This is a genomic window from Novosphingobium resinovorum (assembly GCF_001742225.1).
Taxonomy (GTDB): Bacteria; Pseudomonadota; Alphaproteobacteria; order Sphingomonadales; family Sphingomonadaceae; genus Novosphingobium; species Novosphingobium resinovorum_A.
The window spans coordinates 3,730,448-3,745,458 of sequence record NZ_CP017075.1 but is presented as its reverse complement, the minus strand read 5'-3'; the positions used below and the strand labels follow the sequence as shown (position 1 = coordinate 3,745,458).

Genomic DNA, 15,011 nt, shown 5'->3' with positions numbered 1-15,011 from the left:
ACGCACAGGCAATGACCGCCGCTACCGACGCTCCATCGCCTCTGTCCCGCCCCTTGTCACGCATCGACGGCCTTACCGGCGCCCGTCGGCACTTCCGCTATTTCGACTACGTGATGGCGGCCTTCGTCGCGATCCTGCTGCTGTCGAACCTGATCGGTGCGTCCAAGCTGGCGAATATCGGCGGCGTGACGTTCGGCGCGGGCATCCTGTTCTTCCCCGTCAGCTACGTCATCGGCGACGTGCTGACCGAAGTGTACGGCTATGCCAATGCCCGCCGCTGCGTCTGGGCGGGCTTCTTCGCGATGATCTTCATGGCTTTCATGAGCTTCGTCGTCGTCGCCATGCCGCCGGATTCCGGCTGGACCGGACAGGCCGCCTACGAAGCAGTATTCGGCTCGACCTGGCGCATCGTCCTAGCCTCGCTGACCGCGTTCTGGGCGGGTGAGTTCGTCAATTCCTTCGTCCTCGCCAAGATGAAGCTGATGACTGGCGGCAAGCACTTGTGGATGCGCACCATCGGCTCGACGGTGGTGGGACAGGCCGCCGACAGCGCCCTGTTCTATCCCATCGCCTTCCTCGGCACCTGGACGCACGAGCAGGTGCTGACCGTCATGGTCACCAACTGGGGCATGAAGGTGCTGTGGGAAGCGGTGCTGACGCCGGTAACCTACGTCGTCGTCGGCTGGCTAAAGAAGCGCGAGGGCGTCGAGGTGTTCGACGACAATCTCGATTTCTCGCCTTTCGCCAAGGCAAAATCGGTCTGAACGTTGTGAGCAGGGCGCTGAGCCGCGCTTTTTACAGGGCTGCCGCATTTTCCGAGTCGTCAGGTGTTTCCACCTGACTTGAAAATGCTCTAGGCCGCGCCGACCATGCTCGACCGCATCCTCCTGTCCCGTTTCCGCAACCACCACGAGACCGCGGTGAAAGGCACGGCGCAGTTCAACCTGCTGGTCGGCGAGAACGGCGCGGGGAAGACCAACGTGCTCGAGGCGATCAGCCTGCTCGCGCCCGGACGCGGCCTCCGTCGGGCGCAGCTCGTGGACGTGCCCGCGCAGGACGGCGACGGCGGGTTCGCGGTGAACGCTGCACTGCGCATGCCCGGCCAAGGGGAAGGGAGCGAGCCCGTCCGCCTCGGCACCGGCGTCGCGGCGGAGCGTCCCGGGCGGCGGCTTGTGCAGGTGAACGGCGCGCAGGCATCCGCCCTGAGCCTGGCCGAGTGGCTCTCGATCGGCTGGCTGACCCCGGCGATGGACCGCCTTTTCGTCGAGAGCGCGGGCGCGCGGCGGCGGTTCCTCGACCGGCTGGTGCTGGCGATCGAGCCGGCCCATGCCGGCCATGCGGCGCGGCTGGAGACGGCACTGCGCGAGCGCAACCGCCTGCTTTCCGACGAACGTTCCCCCGATCCGCACTGGCTCGACGCGATCGAGGTGCAGATCGCCGAGGCCGGGGCGCTGGTGGCGACGGCCCGCGCGCGCCTCGTCACCCGGCTGGAGGCGGCGCTGGCTCGGCTTCCCGACACGCCTTTCGCGCGCCCTTCGCTGACCTACCAGCCCGGCGGCCCGGTCGAGGCCGGTGCGCTTGCCATCGCCCTGCGCGACGGGCGGCCGCGCGAGCGGGCGGCCCAGCGCACCCTTACCGGCCCCCACCGCGACGAACTGGCGGTGACGATGGCGGGCAAAGGGCAAGCGGCGGCGGAATGCTCAACCGGCGAGCAGAAGGCGATGCTCATCGCCATCACTCTTGCGCATTCGCAGCTGCTGGAGGCAGATGGGGAGAACCGCCCGCGCCTGCTGCTGCTGGACGAGGTCGCCGCACATCTCGACCCGCTGCGGCGCGAGGCGCTGTTCGACCGGCTGCGGGCAGGCTCCGCGCAAGTCTGGCTGACGGGGACCGAGATCGCCCCGTTCGAGGCAATCGCGGCGGAAGCGGCGGTATGGGAGGTCAGCGCAGGGACGGTGCGGCGGGTCTGACCACTCGGTCGTCATTGCGAGCGTAGCGAAGCAATCCAGGGCAGTCTTGAGCCGCCTTGGATTGCTTCGCTACGCTCGCAATGACGAAGTGAAGAGGGGACCTCACCTCTTCGGCAAAGCATCCGCCACATCGTCCACCGTCGCCGTCACAATGGCGTCTATGCCGATGGCCGTAGGATGCACGTGATCGCCCTGCATCAGATCGGGCTTGTCGATCACCGGCTGGAGGAAGAACGGCACCAGCACCGCGCCGTACTTCTCCGCCAGCTGCGGATAGATCGGGTTGAATCCCGAGGCATAGTCCCTGCCTAGGTTCGGCGCCGCCAGCATTCCGAGCAGCACCACCCCGATCTTCTCCTGCCGCAACCGCTGGAGGATCTTCTCCAGGTTCGCGCGCGTCTCGGCCGGGGGCAGCGAGCGCAGCATGTCGTTGCCGCCGAGGCTGATGATCACCAGTTCGGGCTTGGCCGGCTGGCTTTTCAGCGTGAAGTCGAGCCGCTGCAGCCCCGCCGCCGTGGTGTCGCCCGAGACCCCGGCATTGGCGATGCGCGCGTTGACACCCCGCGCGCGCAGGGCCTGTTCGAGCCGGTCGGGGTAGCTTTCGCCATCCTCGAGTCCGTAGCCCGCCAGCAGCGAATCCCCGAAGGCGAGTATCCTGCGCTCCGGCCCCATGACCGGTATCTGCGGCGGCGCATCGATGGCCGACCGGCTCTCCTGCACGGGCGGCGCCGGGGCCTTGTCGCAGGCGGAAAGCGCCAGGGTGGAAGCGGCAAGGAGAGCGAGAGAAACGAGGCGCAAGGCATTCTCCTGAAGGGACCGACTTGTCGGATGCACTGGTGCTATCCCATATGGGGATGGTGACAAGCCCTGCCCAAGCCCGCTCCGCCCTTTCCGCCACTCCTTCCCCCGCTTCCGACGACACTATTCTGGCCCGCGACCTGCGCCTGACGCTGGGTTCCGGGGACAGTGCGGTCGAAATCCTCAAGGGAATCGACCTTTCCGTGCCCCGGGGCCAGACGCTGGCGCTGCTCGGTCCTTCGGGATCAGGCAAGTCGTCGCTGATGGCGGTGCTCTGCGGGCTGGAGCGCGCCAGTTCGGGCACGCTGGAGGTCGCCGGACAGGACTTCGTGGGGATGGACGAGGACGCCCTTGCCCGCGCGCGGCGCGGCAGGATCGGTGTGGTGCTTCAGGCTTTCCACCTGCTGCCGACGATGACCGCGCTGGAAAACGTCGCCACGCCGCTGGAACTCGCGGGAATGCCCGATGCTCGCGCGCGGGCCGAAGCGGAACTCACGGCGGTCGGGCTGGGCCATCGCCTGTCGCACTATCCCGCGCAGCTTTCCGGCGGCGAGCAGCAGCGCGTCGCGATCGCCCGCGCCCTCGCTCCCCGCCCGGCGCTGGTCTTCGCCGACGAGCCGACCGGCAACCTCGATGCAGCCACCGGCGCGGCAATAATCGACCTGCTTTTCGCCCGCCGGGCCGAGACCGGCGCGACCCTGCTCATCATCACCCACGACGAAAGCCTCGCCCACCGCTGCGAGCGCGTAGTGACCATCGGCGACGGCCAGATCGCCAGCGACATACGGGCAGGCGAACACCTTGGCTGACGCCCTCCCCTGGCGGACCGCCTGGACACTCGCCCGCCGTGACCTCTCGGCCCGGTTCAAGGGGCTGCGACTGCTCCTCGTGTGCCTGTTCCTCGGCGTCGGCGCGATCGCCGCGATCGGCACGCTGACCGGCTCGATCGAGCGCGAGCTGGGAACACGCGGACGCGAAATCCTTGGCGGCGACATCGAACTGAGAGTCTGGCAGCGCGCCTTCGGCAAGGACGAGGATGCGGCGCTCTCGCGCCTCGGCCGGGTTTCGCGCGGGCAACGCATGCAGGCCATCGCCACGAAGGGAGACGCCACCGCGCCGGTCGCGCTCAAGGCGGTGGACGGGAACTGGCCGCTCTACGGCCGCCTCGAACTGACCGACGGCCGCCGCGTCGGCGCCCCCGCCCCCGGCACGGCATGGATCGCCAAGGGCACCGCCGCCCGCCTCGGTGCCGGGAAGGGCCAGCGTATCGCCATCGGCGGCGTGCCGGTGATCGTGGGCGGCATCATCGCGACCGACCCCGAGCAGATGAGCGAGGGCTTCGCGCTGGGCGACACCGCCGTCGTCCCGCTTTCCCTCCCTGCCAGCGCCGGGCTCACGGCGCCGGGCGCCATGTACCGCAGCGTCGTGCGGGTGCGCTTCGCCGACCCCGCGCGCGATCCCGAAGCGGTGATCGACGCCCTCAAGTCCCGCTTCGGCGACGGCTTCGACACCCGCACCCGGCTGGCAGCCTCGCCTTCGACCGAGCGCTTCGTCACCCGCATGGGCGAGTTTCTCGTGCTGGTCGGGCTTGCCGCGCTGGTGATCGCCGGGATCGGCATCGGCGGCGGCGTCTCGTCCTATCTGGAGGCACGGCGCAGTTCGATCGCAACCCTGAAGGTGCTCGGCGCCACCAGCGGCGACATCGCGCGCATCTATCTCCTGCAGGTCGGCGCGGCCGCCCTGGTAGGCAGCCTGGCAGGGCTCGCCGCAGGCGTGCTCGTGACCCCGCTCCTCGCCTCGGCGCTGCAGAGCCTGCTGCCGGTCGAGCCCGGGTTCACCGTCTCCCCCGCGGCGCTCGCGACGGCGGCGGCCTATGGCCTGCTGGTCGCGCTGATATTCTCCGCGCCGCCGCTGGTGCGGGCGCGCAGCTGGCCGACGATGGCGCTGATGCGTGCCCGCGTGGCGCCGCTCACGGCCGACCGCAAGGCGCTCGCCCTGCCGGTCGGCCTCGGCCTTGCCGCCATCGTCGCGCTGGCGCTGCTCAACGCCGCGCAGCCGCTGGTGACGCTGGGCTTCCTCGGGGCCTCGGCCGCGATGCTCGGCCTACTGGCGCTCGTCGGCCTCTGCATCCGCAAGCTCGCCGCCCGCCTGCCGAGACCGCGCGGGCCGATGCTGCGCGCGGGACTGGCGAACCTCCACCGCCCGGGCGCGCAGACCGGCGCGCTGGTGACGGCGCTCGGCTTCGGGCTCTCCGCCTTCGTGCTGATCGCGGCTGTGCAGACGAGCCTCGACGCCAACATCCGCCGCACCGTCCCCGCGCGCGCGCCCGACTTCTTCGTGCTCGACGTGCCGAAGGACAAGGCGCCCGCCTTCGCCGACGCGGTCGAGCGGACGATCCCCGGTTCCACCCTCAAGCTGGTGCCGAACATGCGCGGCCGCATCCTCGCTTATGGACCGAAGGATCGAATGACCCGCGTGGCAAGCCTCGGCAAGGACCTGCCCGATGGCGCCTGGGCGCTGCGCGGCGAGCGCGGGCTGACGTATTCGGTCGGCGTGCCGGAGGGCAGCACGGTGACCTCCGGCCAGTGGTGGCCGCAGTTCTACCGGGGCGAGCCGCTTGTCTCGGTCGATGAGAGGCTGGCCGAGGCGATCGGCCTGAAGGTCGGCGACTACGTGACCGTGGGCGTGCTGGGCGTCGAGAAGACCGCGCGCATCGCGGCGCTGCGCCGGATCGACTGGGACAGTCTGGGCTTCAACTACGTGCTGGTGTTCTCGCCCAATGCGCTGGCCGACGCCCCGCACAACCTCGCCGCGACGATCGAGGTGCCCAAGGGCGCGTCCACGGCGGGCCTGCTGCCCCGGCTGGTGCGCGCCTTCCCCTCGACCTCGGTGATCGAGACGGGGAGCCTGCTGCGCGATGCCCGCGCGCTGCTTGACCAGATGTCGGCGGCGATCCTCGCGGCATCCTCGGTGGCAGTGCTGGCGGGGCTCGCGGTGCTGCTGGGCGCCATCGCGGCGGCGCGGGCGAGCCGGACTTACGACACCGTGATCCTGCGCGTACTGGGCGCCAGTCGCGGGCAGTTGCTCGCGGCGCAGATGGCCGAGTACGGGCTGCTCGCCGTGGTGCTCGCCCTCGTCGCGCTGGGCGCGGGCAGCGCGATGGCCTGGGCGGTGATCGTCAAGCTGTTCGAGTTCGCCTGGCTGCCCGACTGGCCGCGCGTGCTGGCGGTTCTGGCCGCCGGGCTGGTGCTGATCCTCGGCTTCGCCCTAGCCGGAACGCTGCCGCTGCTGCGGGCGAAACCGGCAAGGGCGCTGCGCGAACTTTAGAAGCCGATCTCTACCCTCACCACTCATTAGTCATTCCCGCGAAGGCGGGATTGGAAATCAGGCGAAGACCTCGCGGTTGTCGAACAGCACGCTGGGATCGCGCGTCTTGTAGACGAGCGTGCTGGCGACGATGTCGTGCAGGCCCTGCTTGCGCTCGGTGAAGGCGACCATGATGTAGCCGATGCACAGGATCAGGCTCGACAGGATCTTGGCGAAGTAGCGCCCGGTCGCACGCGCGAAAGTCAGCCGTTCGCCCCGCAGGTCGGTAACGACCACGCCGACGGCCAGCTTGCCGACGGTCGCCTGCAGCTTCGAGCTTTCCATGATCGCGAAGTAGAGCCAGTTGATCACCAGCGACGCGCCGATCATGCCGAACATCATCATCCCGAACGCCGCGTTCTCACCCGCGCCCAGCCCCGTCAGCGGCAGCGCAAGGCCGACACCGAAGATGCCGCCGATGATCGAAGTCGCGATCTGCAGGATGATCGCGTCGAGGATGTAGGCGAGCACGCGCCACCAGAAGCCACCATACGGAATCATGCATTCCCCCTTGTTTTACGGCCTGCCCAGCCTGACAATGCGACGCAAGTTCACATTTAAACCGGGAAATTACAAAGACTTTCTGTTCCGCCGTCCGAAGCCGTAAAGAAAGAGGGGCACAGGAGGTCGAGCCTCCCGCGCCCCTTTTCAGGTCCGCGCCCCGCTTCTCTTGCCGTACCTCCTCCCAGAGACGACACGGCGGGTACGCGCTTCACACGCTCCGGGCTTTATCATGCCGCATTTTCCGAGCCGCCGACCGCGCACGGCCGGCTTGAAAATGCTTCAAAACCGGTAGCGCGCCGCCACGCCGTAAGTGCGCGGCTGGTTCGGATAGCCCGAGATCGAGCCGGGCTGTGCCGGGCTGTCGAATATCTGCAGGATGGTGCGGTCGTTCAGCAGGTTGCGGCCCCAGACCGTCAGTTCCAGCCCGTTCGCCATCGCGTATGTAAGCGAGGCGTTCATGTCGTTGATGTCCTGCTTGAACTCTCGCGCAGCGGCGAGCGCTGCGGATACGTCGGTGACGTTGCCCGCGCTGTCGCGCACGACGAGGCCCGGCAGGCCCTCGACCAGACGGAACTGCGATTCGTAGTGATAGTCGCCGCGCAGGATGATCCGGTCCCCGCGCGTTCCCACGGGCTGCACGAACTCGGCCGAGAACGTCGCCGACAGGGGCGGGACGCCCGCCGGGGTCGTCCCCGAAAGGTCGCCGAAGGCCGAAAGCTGGAACGTGTCGTACTTCGGATCGAGGTACGTCCAGGCCATCGTCAGCGTCAGCTGGTCGATGGGCTTGGCCGAGCCTTCGAACTCGATACCGAACGCCGACTGCTTGCCCGCGTTCGCCAGGAAGAAGCCCGAGCCGGTGAAGATGTTCGACTGGAAGTTCTTGATCTCCTGCTTGAACACCGCGACGTTGGCCGAGACGATCCCCCAGTTGCCCTTGATCCCGGCCTCGTACACCGTCGAATTCTCGGCATTGGCGAAGCGGCTGCCGGAGGTGAGATTGGTCACCGCCAGGCCCTGCGCACGCAGTTCGACGAGGTCGGCCGGCGTCGGGCGGCTATCACGCGACAGGTTGATCGACGCCGCCTTGTAGCCGGTCGCCCAGGCCGCGTAGAAATTGACCGTGGGAGTCACGTCCCAGGCTACGCGCGCGGTGTAGCTGAAGTCGCCGTCGCTCACCCTGCCCGGCTCGACCGCGTTGGGCACGTTCATGAACTGCGGGAAATACTGCAGCGCGCGCAGCGGATTGAGCGGGTTTGCGGCCGGATTGTTGGCATTGCCGTTCGCGAAGCCGACCAGCTGCTGATAGATCGGCGCGGTCTGCGGGTTCGTCGCGAAGGCGAAGATCGCCGCCGGGTTGGTCGGGTCCACACCCACCGAACGCAGCGCCCCGCCGAGCAGCAGTTGCTGGCGGAACGCCGAATAGCGCGGATCGTCGAAATTGATCGACGAGAACACGTCATCCGACGTCGTGTTGGTGGCGAAGCGCTTCTTGTCGTGCGTGTAGTTGAGACCGCCGGTCACCGTCAGCCCCGGCGCCACCTCGAAGTCGAGCTGGCCGAAGATCGACCACGCCTCGTTCTTCAGCTTGTAGGCCTCGGTCAGGCCGGTGCCGGAAGCGAAGAACTGCCCGGCGTACTTGGCCGGATTGCCTTCGTAGGCGCCGAAGGCCGTCTCCAGCGCGGGCACGCTGAGCGCCCCGCCCGAGAGGCTCTGGACCAGCAGGTTGGCGTAAGGCCGGGCATCGTCGCCCCAGAAGACCTCGTTGTTCTGGTCGATCTTCTCGTTGAAGTAGTAGCCGCCGATCAGGCCGGTGATCTTCTCACCCACCTCGAAGTTGGCGCGCAGTTCCTGCGTGAAGGTCTTGATCCGCAGGTCCTGCCAGTTGCGGCCCAGCAGGTCGGCGCTGGAGAAGTCCGAATCCTGATTGGTGAGCGCATTGGTGCGGCGGTACGAGGTGATCGAGGTCAGCTTGGTGGCGCCCAGATCATAGTCCAGCTGGCCCGAAACGCCCCAGTTCTCGATTCTATTGGACGATTCGAAGTTGTTGTAGACGATGTTGTCGTACTTCTCGCCCGGCTGGTTGACCGCCCCGCCCAGCGCGAAGATCGCCGCCGTCGGCGTCGCCTGACGCAAGTTCACCACCGCGCAGCAGTTCTCGTCGATCTTGCCGTAATCGCCGATCAGCCGCAGTTCGAGGCCGTCATGGTTGTCGAACAGCAGCTGCCCGCGCCCGAACCAGCGGTCGCGCTCATTGGTGCGCTCGCCGGTAGCCAGATCCCTGACGATACCGTCGCGCTTGTTGAGCCCGCCCGCGAGGCTGAATGCGACGTTCTCGCTCAGCGGCCCGGTTACCGTGCCCTTGACGACTACGGCGTCGTAGTTGCCGTAGCTGGCCTCGACATTGCCGCCGAACTGGAACTGCGGCTTCTTGGTAACAATCGAGATCACGCCCGCCGACGCATTCTTGCCGAACAGCGTGGACTGCGGCCCGCGCAGCACCTCGATGCGCTCCACATCGGGGAAGTCCGCGATCATCGAGGCCGAGCGCGAACGGTAGACGCCGTCGATGAACAGGCCGACCGAAGGCTCGATACCGGCGTTGTTGGCGCCGTTGCCGAAACCGCGGATATAGAAGTTGGTATTGGCGCTCGACTGCAGCTGGTTGACGCGCAGCGACGGCACCAAAGTCTGCAAGTCCTTGAGATCGCGCATCTGCGCGCGTTCCAGCGTCGCTCCGCTGGTCACCGAGACGGCGACGGGCACGTCCTGCAGCGTCTGCTCGCGCTTGGTGGCGGTGACGATGATGGTGTCGGTGTATTGTTCGTCGGCAGCCTGAGGCGCCGCGTCCTGCGCCATGACCGCAGGCGACCAGGCAAGCCCGAATGCCGCACTCGCCAGCAGCGCGGCACTGCGTTCGGTCATGCCCCTGCGTTCGGTGAAGATGCGCGTACCCCGCGCGCCGATGCCCGCCAAAACACCTTTCATCTGGTCCCCTGTCCCTTCCTGCGCGACGGCCCGCATCGTGATGCGCGGAAAGCTCGCCGCAAAGCGTAAGAGGTTCAGGTTATGCGGTTCCGGGGCGCCTCACAATGAAGACCTGTGAACAGGTGCGGACATTTGGCGCCACTGTTGCGCCGTCGCCACATTCCTCAGCCGGCCTTCTTCGCCTTGTGCTCGGCGAGCAACTTGTCGAGTTCGGCGATCCGAAGCCGTTCGGGGGTTCCTTTGGCAAGACCCTTCAGGCGGCATTCCGCCCAAAGGCTGCGGCGTTCGGATTCCAGTGCCTTGAGATACAGGTCAGCCATCGTGTCTTTTCCTTCTTCTGCCGCCGGCCGAGGCCGGTCGTCGCCCGCCGCCCTGGGTACTGTCGGCGTCTTCATCGCGCAGCTTGCGCCAGCGTTCCAGCCGCCTGGGCTCGAGGGTGCCGTCCCGCAGTGCGGCCAGCACCGCGCAGCTTTTCTCTGTGGTGTGGGTACAGTTGCCGAAACGGCACGCCTGCGTCAGCGCGGTTATGTCGTCGAACACTTCGGCGATGCCGGTCGCGGCGTCGGGCAGGTGAAACTCGCGCATGCCGGGCGTATCGACCAGCCAACCACCTTTGGCGGGACCGTCCAGCGGGTACAGTTGCCGCCCCGTCGTCGTGTGCCGACCCTTGCCGTCGATTTCACGGATCGGCTGGGTCTCGATGTCGTCGGAGCCCCGCAGGCCGTTGATCATCGTCGATTTGCCCACGCCCGACGAGCCCAGCAGGGCTACAGTCCGGCCCTTGCCGCAGTACCGGGCCAGCCGCCCGACGCTGGCCGGATCGCGGCCATTGACCATCTCGACTTCCAGATCCGGCTGCAACGCGCGTGCCGCCTCAAGGAACCGCTCGGGTGCCTCGGCCAGATCGACCTTGGTGAGCACCACCACGGGCCTCACCCCGACCTCCCGCGCCATCACCAGATAGCGTTCGAGGCGCGCGACGTTGAAATCCTGGTTGCAGGAGGTCACGATGAACAACGTATCGACGTTGGCCGCGATCAGCTGCAGCCGGCGCTGGTCGGCGGGCGCCTTGCGCTTGAACAGATTGATCCGATCGAGGATGCGCACCGGCTCCAGCCGCTCCCGGTCCACCATAAGCCAGTCGCCCACGGCCGCCCGGTCCTCCGGCCCCTCGGACAGCGGCAGGGCGGAATTGATCATGCCGCTGAGGCCGCTTCCGGCAATGTCCACCATGCCGCGATGAACCGCCATCACACGCACGGGGCATACCTCGCCCGCCTGCTCCTCGGCCGAAAGCTGATCGGCGAAGAAGGAATTCCAACCGAGGTCTTCAAGGGTGGGGCCGGATGCTTCCATCGTTACGACATGGGCTTTCTTCATGGGGCGGGGCGCGAAAGCCCACGGGAGAGCGCGGCACAGCCGCCGGGCAGGACCCTTGCGACGTCCCCGAAATGCCCTATCGACCAGCCCCTAGTACGATATCGGCCGGCACGCCATGGCGCACGGCACGCTTTTCGCCCGATCGTCGATTCCCCGACCCGGCGCACACCGCTTGCCGAAATGCCCGCCATCGGCTAAGGGCGCGGCAATTTTGCGGTGCAGCACACGATGGCTGCCCGCCTCCGGCCCTCGTACAGAGAGAACAACAATGTCCGCCCCGCTTCCCTTGCGCAATATCGCGATCATTGCGCACGTCGACCATGGCAAGACCACCCTCGTCGACCAGCTGTTCCGCCAGTCCGGCACGTTCCGTGACAACCAGCGCATCGAAGAGCGCGCGATGGACAGCAACGACCTCGAAAAGGAGCGCGGCATCACCATTCTGGCGAAGCCGACCTCGATCGAGTGGAACGGCTATCGCATCAACATCGTCGACACGCCCGGACACGCCGACTTCGGCGCCGAAGTGGAGCGCATCCTCTCGATGGTGGACGGCGTGGTTCTCCTCGTCGACAGCTCGGAAGGCGCGATGCCGCAGACCAAGTTCGTCACCGGCAAGGCGCTGGGCCTCGGCCTGAAGCCGATCGTCGTCGTCAACAAGATCGACCGTCCCGACGGCCGCCACGCCGAAGTGCTCGACGAAGTGTTCGACCTCTTCGTCAGCCTCGACGCCAACGACGAGCAGCTCGACTTCCCGACCCTCTACGCTTCGGGCCGCAACGGCTACGCCAGCTACGATGCGGACCGCCGCGAAGGCGACCTGACCCCGCTGTTCGAAAAGATCGTCGAGCACGTCCCCGCGCCGAACCTCGACGTCGACGCGCCGTTCTCGTTCCTCGCCACCCTGCTTGACCGCGACAACTTCATGGGCCGTGTCCTCACCGGCCGCGTCCAGTCGGGCACGTTGAAGGTCAACGACCCGATCCGCGCCATCGACATGGACGGCAAGGTCGTCGAAGTGGGCCGCGCCACCAAGGTGCTGTCGTTCCGTGGCCTCGACCGCGTGCCCGTGGAAGAAGCCCGCGCCGGTGATATCATCGCGCTCGCTGGTCTCGAAAAGGCGACCGTGTCGAACACCATCGCCGATCCTTCGGTCACCGAGGCGATCCAGGCGCAGCCGATCGATCCGCCGACCCTGGCGATGCGCTTCGCCGTCAACGACTCGCCGCTCGCGGGCCGTGAAGGCGACAAGGTCACCAGCCGCATGATCCGCGATCGCCTGATGCGCGAAGCGGAAACCAACGTCGCCATCCGCGTCACCGAATCGGCCGACAAGGACAGCTTCGAAGTCGCCGGTCGCGGCGAACTCCAGCTGGGCGTCGTGATCGAAACCATGCGCCGCGAAGGCTTCGAACTGGGCATCAGCCGTCCGCGCGTGCTGTTCGGCACCGACGAAAAGGGCGGCCGCACCGAGCCTTACGAAACCGTCGTGATCGACGTGGACGACGAGCACTCGGGCACGGTCGTCGAGAAGATGCAGCGCCGCAAGGCAGAGCTGACCGACATGCGTCCGTCGGGCTCGGGCAAGACCCGCATCACCTTCTCGGCCCCTTCGCGCGGCCTGATCGGCTACCACGGCGAGTTCCTTTCGGACACCCGCGGCACCGGCATCATGAACCGCCTGTTCGAGAAGTACGACGCCCACAAGGGTCCGATCGAGGGCCGCCAGAACGGCGTGCTGATCTCGAACTGCACCGGTGAAGCGGTCGGCTACGCGCTGAACTCGCTCGAAGATCGCGGCGTGCTGTTCATCAAGCCCCAGGAAAAGATCTACGAGGGCATGCTGATCGGCGAGAACGCCAAGACCGACGACCTCGAAGTGAACCCGATGAAGTCGAAGCAGCTGACGAACTTCCGTTCGACCGGCAAGGACGACGCCATCCGCCTCACCCCGCCGCGCGTGATGACGCTGGAGCAGGCCATCGCCTACATCGACGACGACGAGATGGTCGAAGTCACCCCGCAGTCGATCCGCCTGCGCAAGGTCCACCTGGACCCGAACGAGCGCAAGAAGCAGAGCCGCAAGAAGGAAAGCGCCTGATTTTGCCCTCCCCTGTGGTCGGGCTTTGAAAAGAGCGATCGCGGGGGGATGCATTACCGGTTGAATGAAAGGTCGGGGCGCCGAAGGGCGCTTCCGGCCTTTCGTGTTTTTGAAGCAGGGGGCATGACTGCAATGACGAGTTCCAACGCACCCTCGCCCACCCCGCACGGGCACGGCGAGGACATCTACGCCCTCTTTGTGGGCACGATCCATCTCGCGGTCGGGCTCGTGCTGCTGCGCGCGGCAGGGCTCGCGACAGGCGGTGTGGCGGGTGTCGCGCTGGTGCTGAGTTATGCAACGGGATGGCCGGTGGGCCTGCTCTATGCGCTGATCTCGGCGCCGCTGATGGCGATCACCTTGCGCTCGATGAGCTGGCGGTTCCTTATAAAGACCGCCGTGGTGACGCTCGGCCTGTTCGCGATGACCGCCCTGGCCCCGATGGGCATCGACATCGCCCGGGTGAGCGACCTGGTTGCAGCGGTCGTCGGCGGCAGCGTCATCGGCATGGGCGCGCTCGCCCTCGCCCGCCATGGGGCGGCAACGGGCGGCTCGGGAGCGCTGGTGCTGTGGCTTTATCGCACGCGCGGATGGAATGCCGGCCGCACCCAGCTCATCATCGACGGTACGGTGCTGCTGTTCGCGGCGTCACGGCTCGATGCGGTGCGCATGGGCTGGTCGCTGCTGGGCGTCGCGGCGACGGCGGGCATACTTTGGGTCTGGCACCGCCCGGGCCGCTATACCGGATACTGAAAGAGGGCCGGCCCTGCCCGGCCGGCCCTCCCCCCGTTTGCCCCGCAAGGCCGAGTGATCAGAACGCCGCGGACAGCGAGAACACCACGGTCGAGCCGGAGATCGGCGAACCGTTCTTGGAAGAGGAGAAGTTCGGCTTCAGGTAAGCCGATTCCGCCTTCGAGATGTCGGTGTCGATGTAAGCCACGCCCAGCACGACCGGGCCGACCGCGAGGTCCGCGCCGAGCATCCAGTCGAGATAGCTGCCCGTCGGCGCCACGCTGGTGCCGTTGGGGCCAAGGCCGGAGTTGCCGTTCGAATAGCCCAGGTGTGCCTTCAGGGTCAGCGGCGTGTTGGGAATGCCGGTGCTGGCATCGCCCCAGAGGTAGAAGTTGTCCGACTTGGCGCCGGGTGCATCGGGAATGCCGGTCGCGTAGGAATCGGCGTCCAGATACCAGCGACCGAGCGCTTCCTGCTTGGGCGCATAGGCCGCGCCGACGAGCAGGTTTGCCGGACCGACCGAGCCCGAAACCTTGACGTAGGGTTCAGCGAAATCGGTGATGTCCGAGCCGCCCGGGTACATGTACCAGGTCACGCCGACGTCCACCTTCACGCCCGGCGTCACTTCGGCCGCGAAACCGCCGTAGATGTCGAGTTCGGTGTTCGAGCCGCCGAAGGTGCCCCAACCCGAGAGGTTCGAACCCCAGGTGCCGACGTAGAGCCCGCTTTCATGCGTAACCGAGACGCCGCCCTGCACCGCGAGTTCCTTGTCGGACTGCGACACACCGCGGAAACGGTAGTCGGTGACGAGCCCGACGCTGCCCGCGATGGTGAATTCGCTGGGGGCTTCCTCCTGCGCCATCGCGGGAGTCGCAGCAAACGCGGCTGCGAGGCCGGCGACGCCGGCAAAGAGACGAAACTTCATAGTCGGAACACCCTCATGTTACTGTTGTAGCATGTTCCGTCCTGCGGCCTGCAAGCCGGGCTCCGCTGCGTGGCGAGCCCGTTTCATGCCGGCAGGTTCATGGATATGGCGCCGATCTGTCTCTATTCTTGCCTTATCGTAACGAACTGTTGCTGAATTCTGCAGCGCAACAAGTGTGGTTGCGTAGCAACACAAGCACGCCGTCACGATATTGCCGAGTATCTATGCAGGCCAATTCGCTCTGCGATCAGAA

Annotated in this window: 12 protein-coding genes; 6 read left to right on the top strand and 6 right to left on the bottom strand. The window is 67.0% G+C overall.

The genetic code is table 11. From position 1 onward, the window contains the following. Window positions 1–11: 11 nt before the first annotated feature. Both BES08_RS17535 and recF read left to right on the top strand, forming a co-directional pair. Window positions 12–764 (top strand): queuosine precursor transporter, encoded by a 753-nt coding sequence (locus tag BES08_RS17535; protein WP_008832128.1) that lies wholly within the window; start codon window positions 12–14, stop codon window positions 762–764. A gap of 105 nt (window positions 765–869) precedes the next feature. Next, window positions 870–1,970 carry a DNA replication/repair protein RecF gene (gene recF, locus BES08_RS17530; protein ID WP_069709065.1) on the top strand — a complete coding sequence of 367 codons (1,101 nt, stop codon included), beginning with the start codon at window positions 870–872 and terminating at the stop codon, window positions 1,968–1,970. A 102-nt stretch (window positions 1,971–2,072) separates the two neighbouring features. Here recF and BES08_RS17525 read toward each other — a convergent pair whose 3' ends face one another. Continuing rightward, entirely contained in the window at window positions 2,073–2,768 is a 696-nt protein-coding gene (locus BES08_RS17525) for an arylesterase (protein ID WP_069709064.1), read from the bottom strand. A 50-nt stretch (window positions 2,769–2,818) separates the two neighbouring features. Between BES08_RS17525 and BES08_RS17520 the strand changes: the two genes are divergently transcribed. Then, window positions 2,819–3,577, top strand: a complete 759-nt coding sequence (locus BES08_RS17520) for an ABC transporter ATP-binding protein (RefSeq protein WP_069709063.1) — start codon at window positions 2,819–2,821, stop codon at window positions 3,575–3,577. After that, complete coding sequence (locus BES08_RS17515; RefSeq protein ID WP_069709062.1) at window positions 3,570–6,095, top strand: ABC transporter permease; 2,526 nt, start codon at window positions 3,570–3,572, stop codon at window positions 6,093–6,095. The genes BES08_RS17520 and BES08_RS17515 overlap by 8 nt, the downstream gene beginning before the upstream one ends. A gap of 57 nt (window positions 6,096–6,152) precedes the next feature. Here BES08_RS17515 and BES08_RS17510 read toward each other — a convergent pair whose 3' ends face one another. The 4 genes from BES08_RS17510 to rsgA form a co-directional block, all read right to left on the bottom strand. After that, window positions 6,153–6,635 (bottom strand): RDD family protein, encoded by a 483-nt coding sequence (locus tag BES08_RS17510; RefSeq protein WP_008832133.1) that lies wholly within the window; start codon window positions 6,633–6,635, stop codon window positions 6,153–6,155. Window positions 6,636–6,917: 282 nt separating this feature from the next. Next, the gene (locus BES08_RS17505; RefSeq protein WP_069709330.1) at window positions 6,918–9,623 is read right to left on the bottom strand and encodes a TonB-dependent receptor; all 2,706 of its coding nucleotides are present in this window, start codon (window positions 9,621–9,623) and stop codon (window positions 6,918–6,920) included. Between the two features lie 164 nt (window positions 9,624–9,787). Next, on the bottom strand, window positions 9,788–9,943 hold the full coding sequence (locus BES08_RS33665; protein WP_172705113.1) for a hypothetical protein: 156 nt from the start codon (window positions 9,941–9,943) through the stop codon (window positions 9,788–9,790). Beyond that, window positions 9,936–11,003 carry a ribosome small subunit-dependent GTPase A gene (gene rsgA, locus BES08_RS17500; RefSeq protein ID WP_231958080.1) on the bottom strand — a complete coding sequence of 356 codons (1,068 nt, stop codon included), beginning with the start codon at window positions 11,001–11,003 and terminating at the stop codon, window positions 9,936–9,938. The genes BES08_RS33665 and rsgA overlap by 8 nt, the downstream gene beginning before the upstream one ends. A gap of 268 nt (window positions 11,004–11,271) precedes the next feature. Between rsgA and typA the strand changes: the two genes are divergently transcribed. Continuing rightward, window positions 11,272–13,104 carry a translational GTPase TypA gene (gene typA / locus BES08_RS17495; RefSeq protein WP_008832136.1) on the top strand — a complete coding sequence of 611 codons (1,833 nt, stop codon included), beginning with the start codon at window positions 11,272–11,274 and terminating at the stop codon, window positions 13,102–13,104. Between the two features lie 132 nt (window positions 13,105–13,236). Then, entirely contained in the window at window positions 13,237–13,854 is a 618-nt protein-coding gene (locus tag BES08_RS17490) for a YitT family protein (protein WP_069709061.1), read from the top strand. 58 nt (window positions 13,855–13,912) lie between these two features. On the opposite strand, the gene BES08_RS17485 is transcribed toward BES08_RS17490, so the two are convergent. Next, window positions 13,913–14,758 carry a TorF family putative porin gene (locus BES08_RS17485; RefSeq protein WP_069709060.1) on the bottom strand — a complete coding sequence of 282 codons (846 nt, stop codon included), beginning with the start codon at window positions 14,756–14,758 and terminating at the stop codon, window positions 13,913–13,915. Window positions 14,759–15,011 lie beyond the last annotated feature (253 nt).

What these genes read in the sequence shown, in the direction of transcription:
- BES08_RS33665 (WP_172705113.1), bottom strand. Translation starts at nt 9,943, where the DNA reads ATGGCTGACCTGTATCTCAAGGCACTGGAATCCGAACGCCGCAGCCTT.
- BES08_RS17535 (WP_008832128.1), top strand. Translation starts at nt 12, where the DNA reads ATGACCGCCGCTACCGACGCTCCATCGCCTCTGTCCCGCCCCTTGTCA.
- recF (WP_069709065.1), top strand. Translation starts at nt 870, where the DNA reads ATGCTCGACCGCATCCTCCTGTCCCGTTTCCGCAACCACCACGAGACC.
- BES08_RS17490 (WP_069709061.1), top strand. Translation starts at nt 13,237, where the DNA reads ATGACGAGTTCCAACGCACCCTCGCCCACCCCGCACGGGCACGGCGAG.
- BES08_RS17510 (WP_008832133.1), bottom strand. Translation starts at nt 6,635, where the DNA reads ATGATTCCGTATGGTGGCTTCTGGTGGCGCGTGCTCGCCTACATCCTC.
- BES08_RS17505 (WP_069709330.1), bottom strand. Translation starts at nt 9,623, where the DNA reads ATGAAAGGTGTTTTGGCGGGCATCGGCGCGCGGGGTACGCGCATCTTC.
- rsgA (WP_231958080.1), bottom strand. Translation starts at nt 11,003, where the DNA reads ATGAAGAAAGCCCATGTCGTAACGATGGAAGCATCCGGCCCCACCCTT.
- typA (WP_008832136.1), top strand. Translation starts at nt 11,272, where the DNA reads ATGTCCGCCCCGCTTCCCTTGCGCAATATCGCGATCATTGCGCACGTC.
- BES08_RS17520 (WP_069709063.1), top strand. Translation starts at nt 2,819, where the DNA reads ATGGGGATGGTGACAAGCCCTGCCCAAGCCCGCTCCGCCCTTTCCGCC.
- BES08_RS17485 (WP_069709060.1), bottom strand. Translation starts at nt 14,758, where the DNA reads ATGAAGTTTCGTCTCTTTGCCGGCGTCGCCGGCCTCGCAGCCGCGTTT.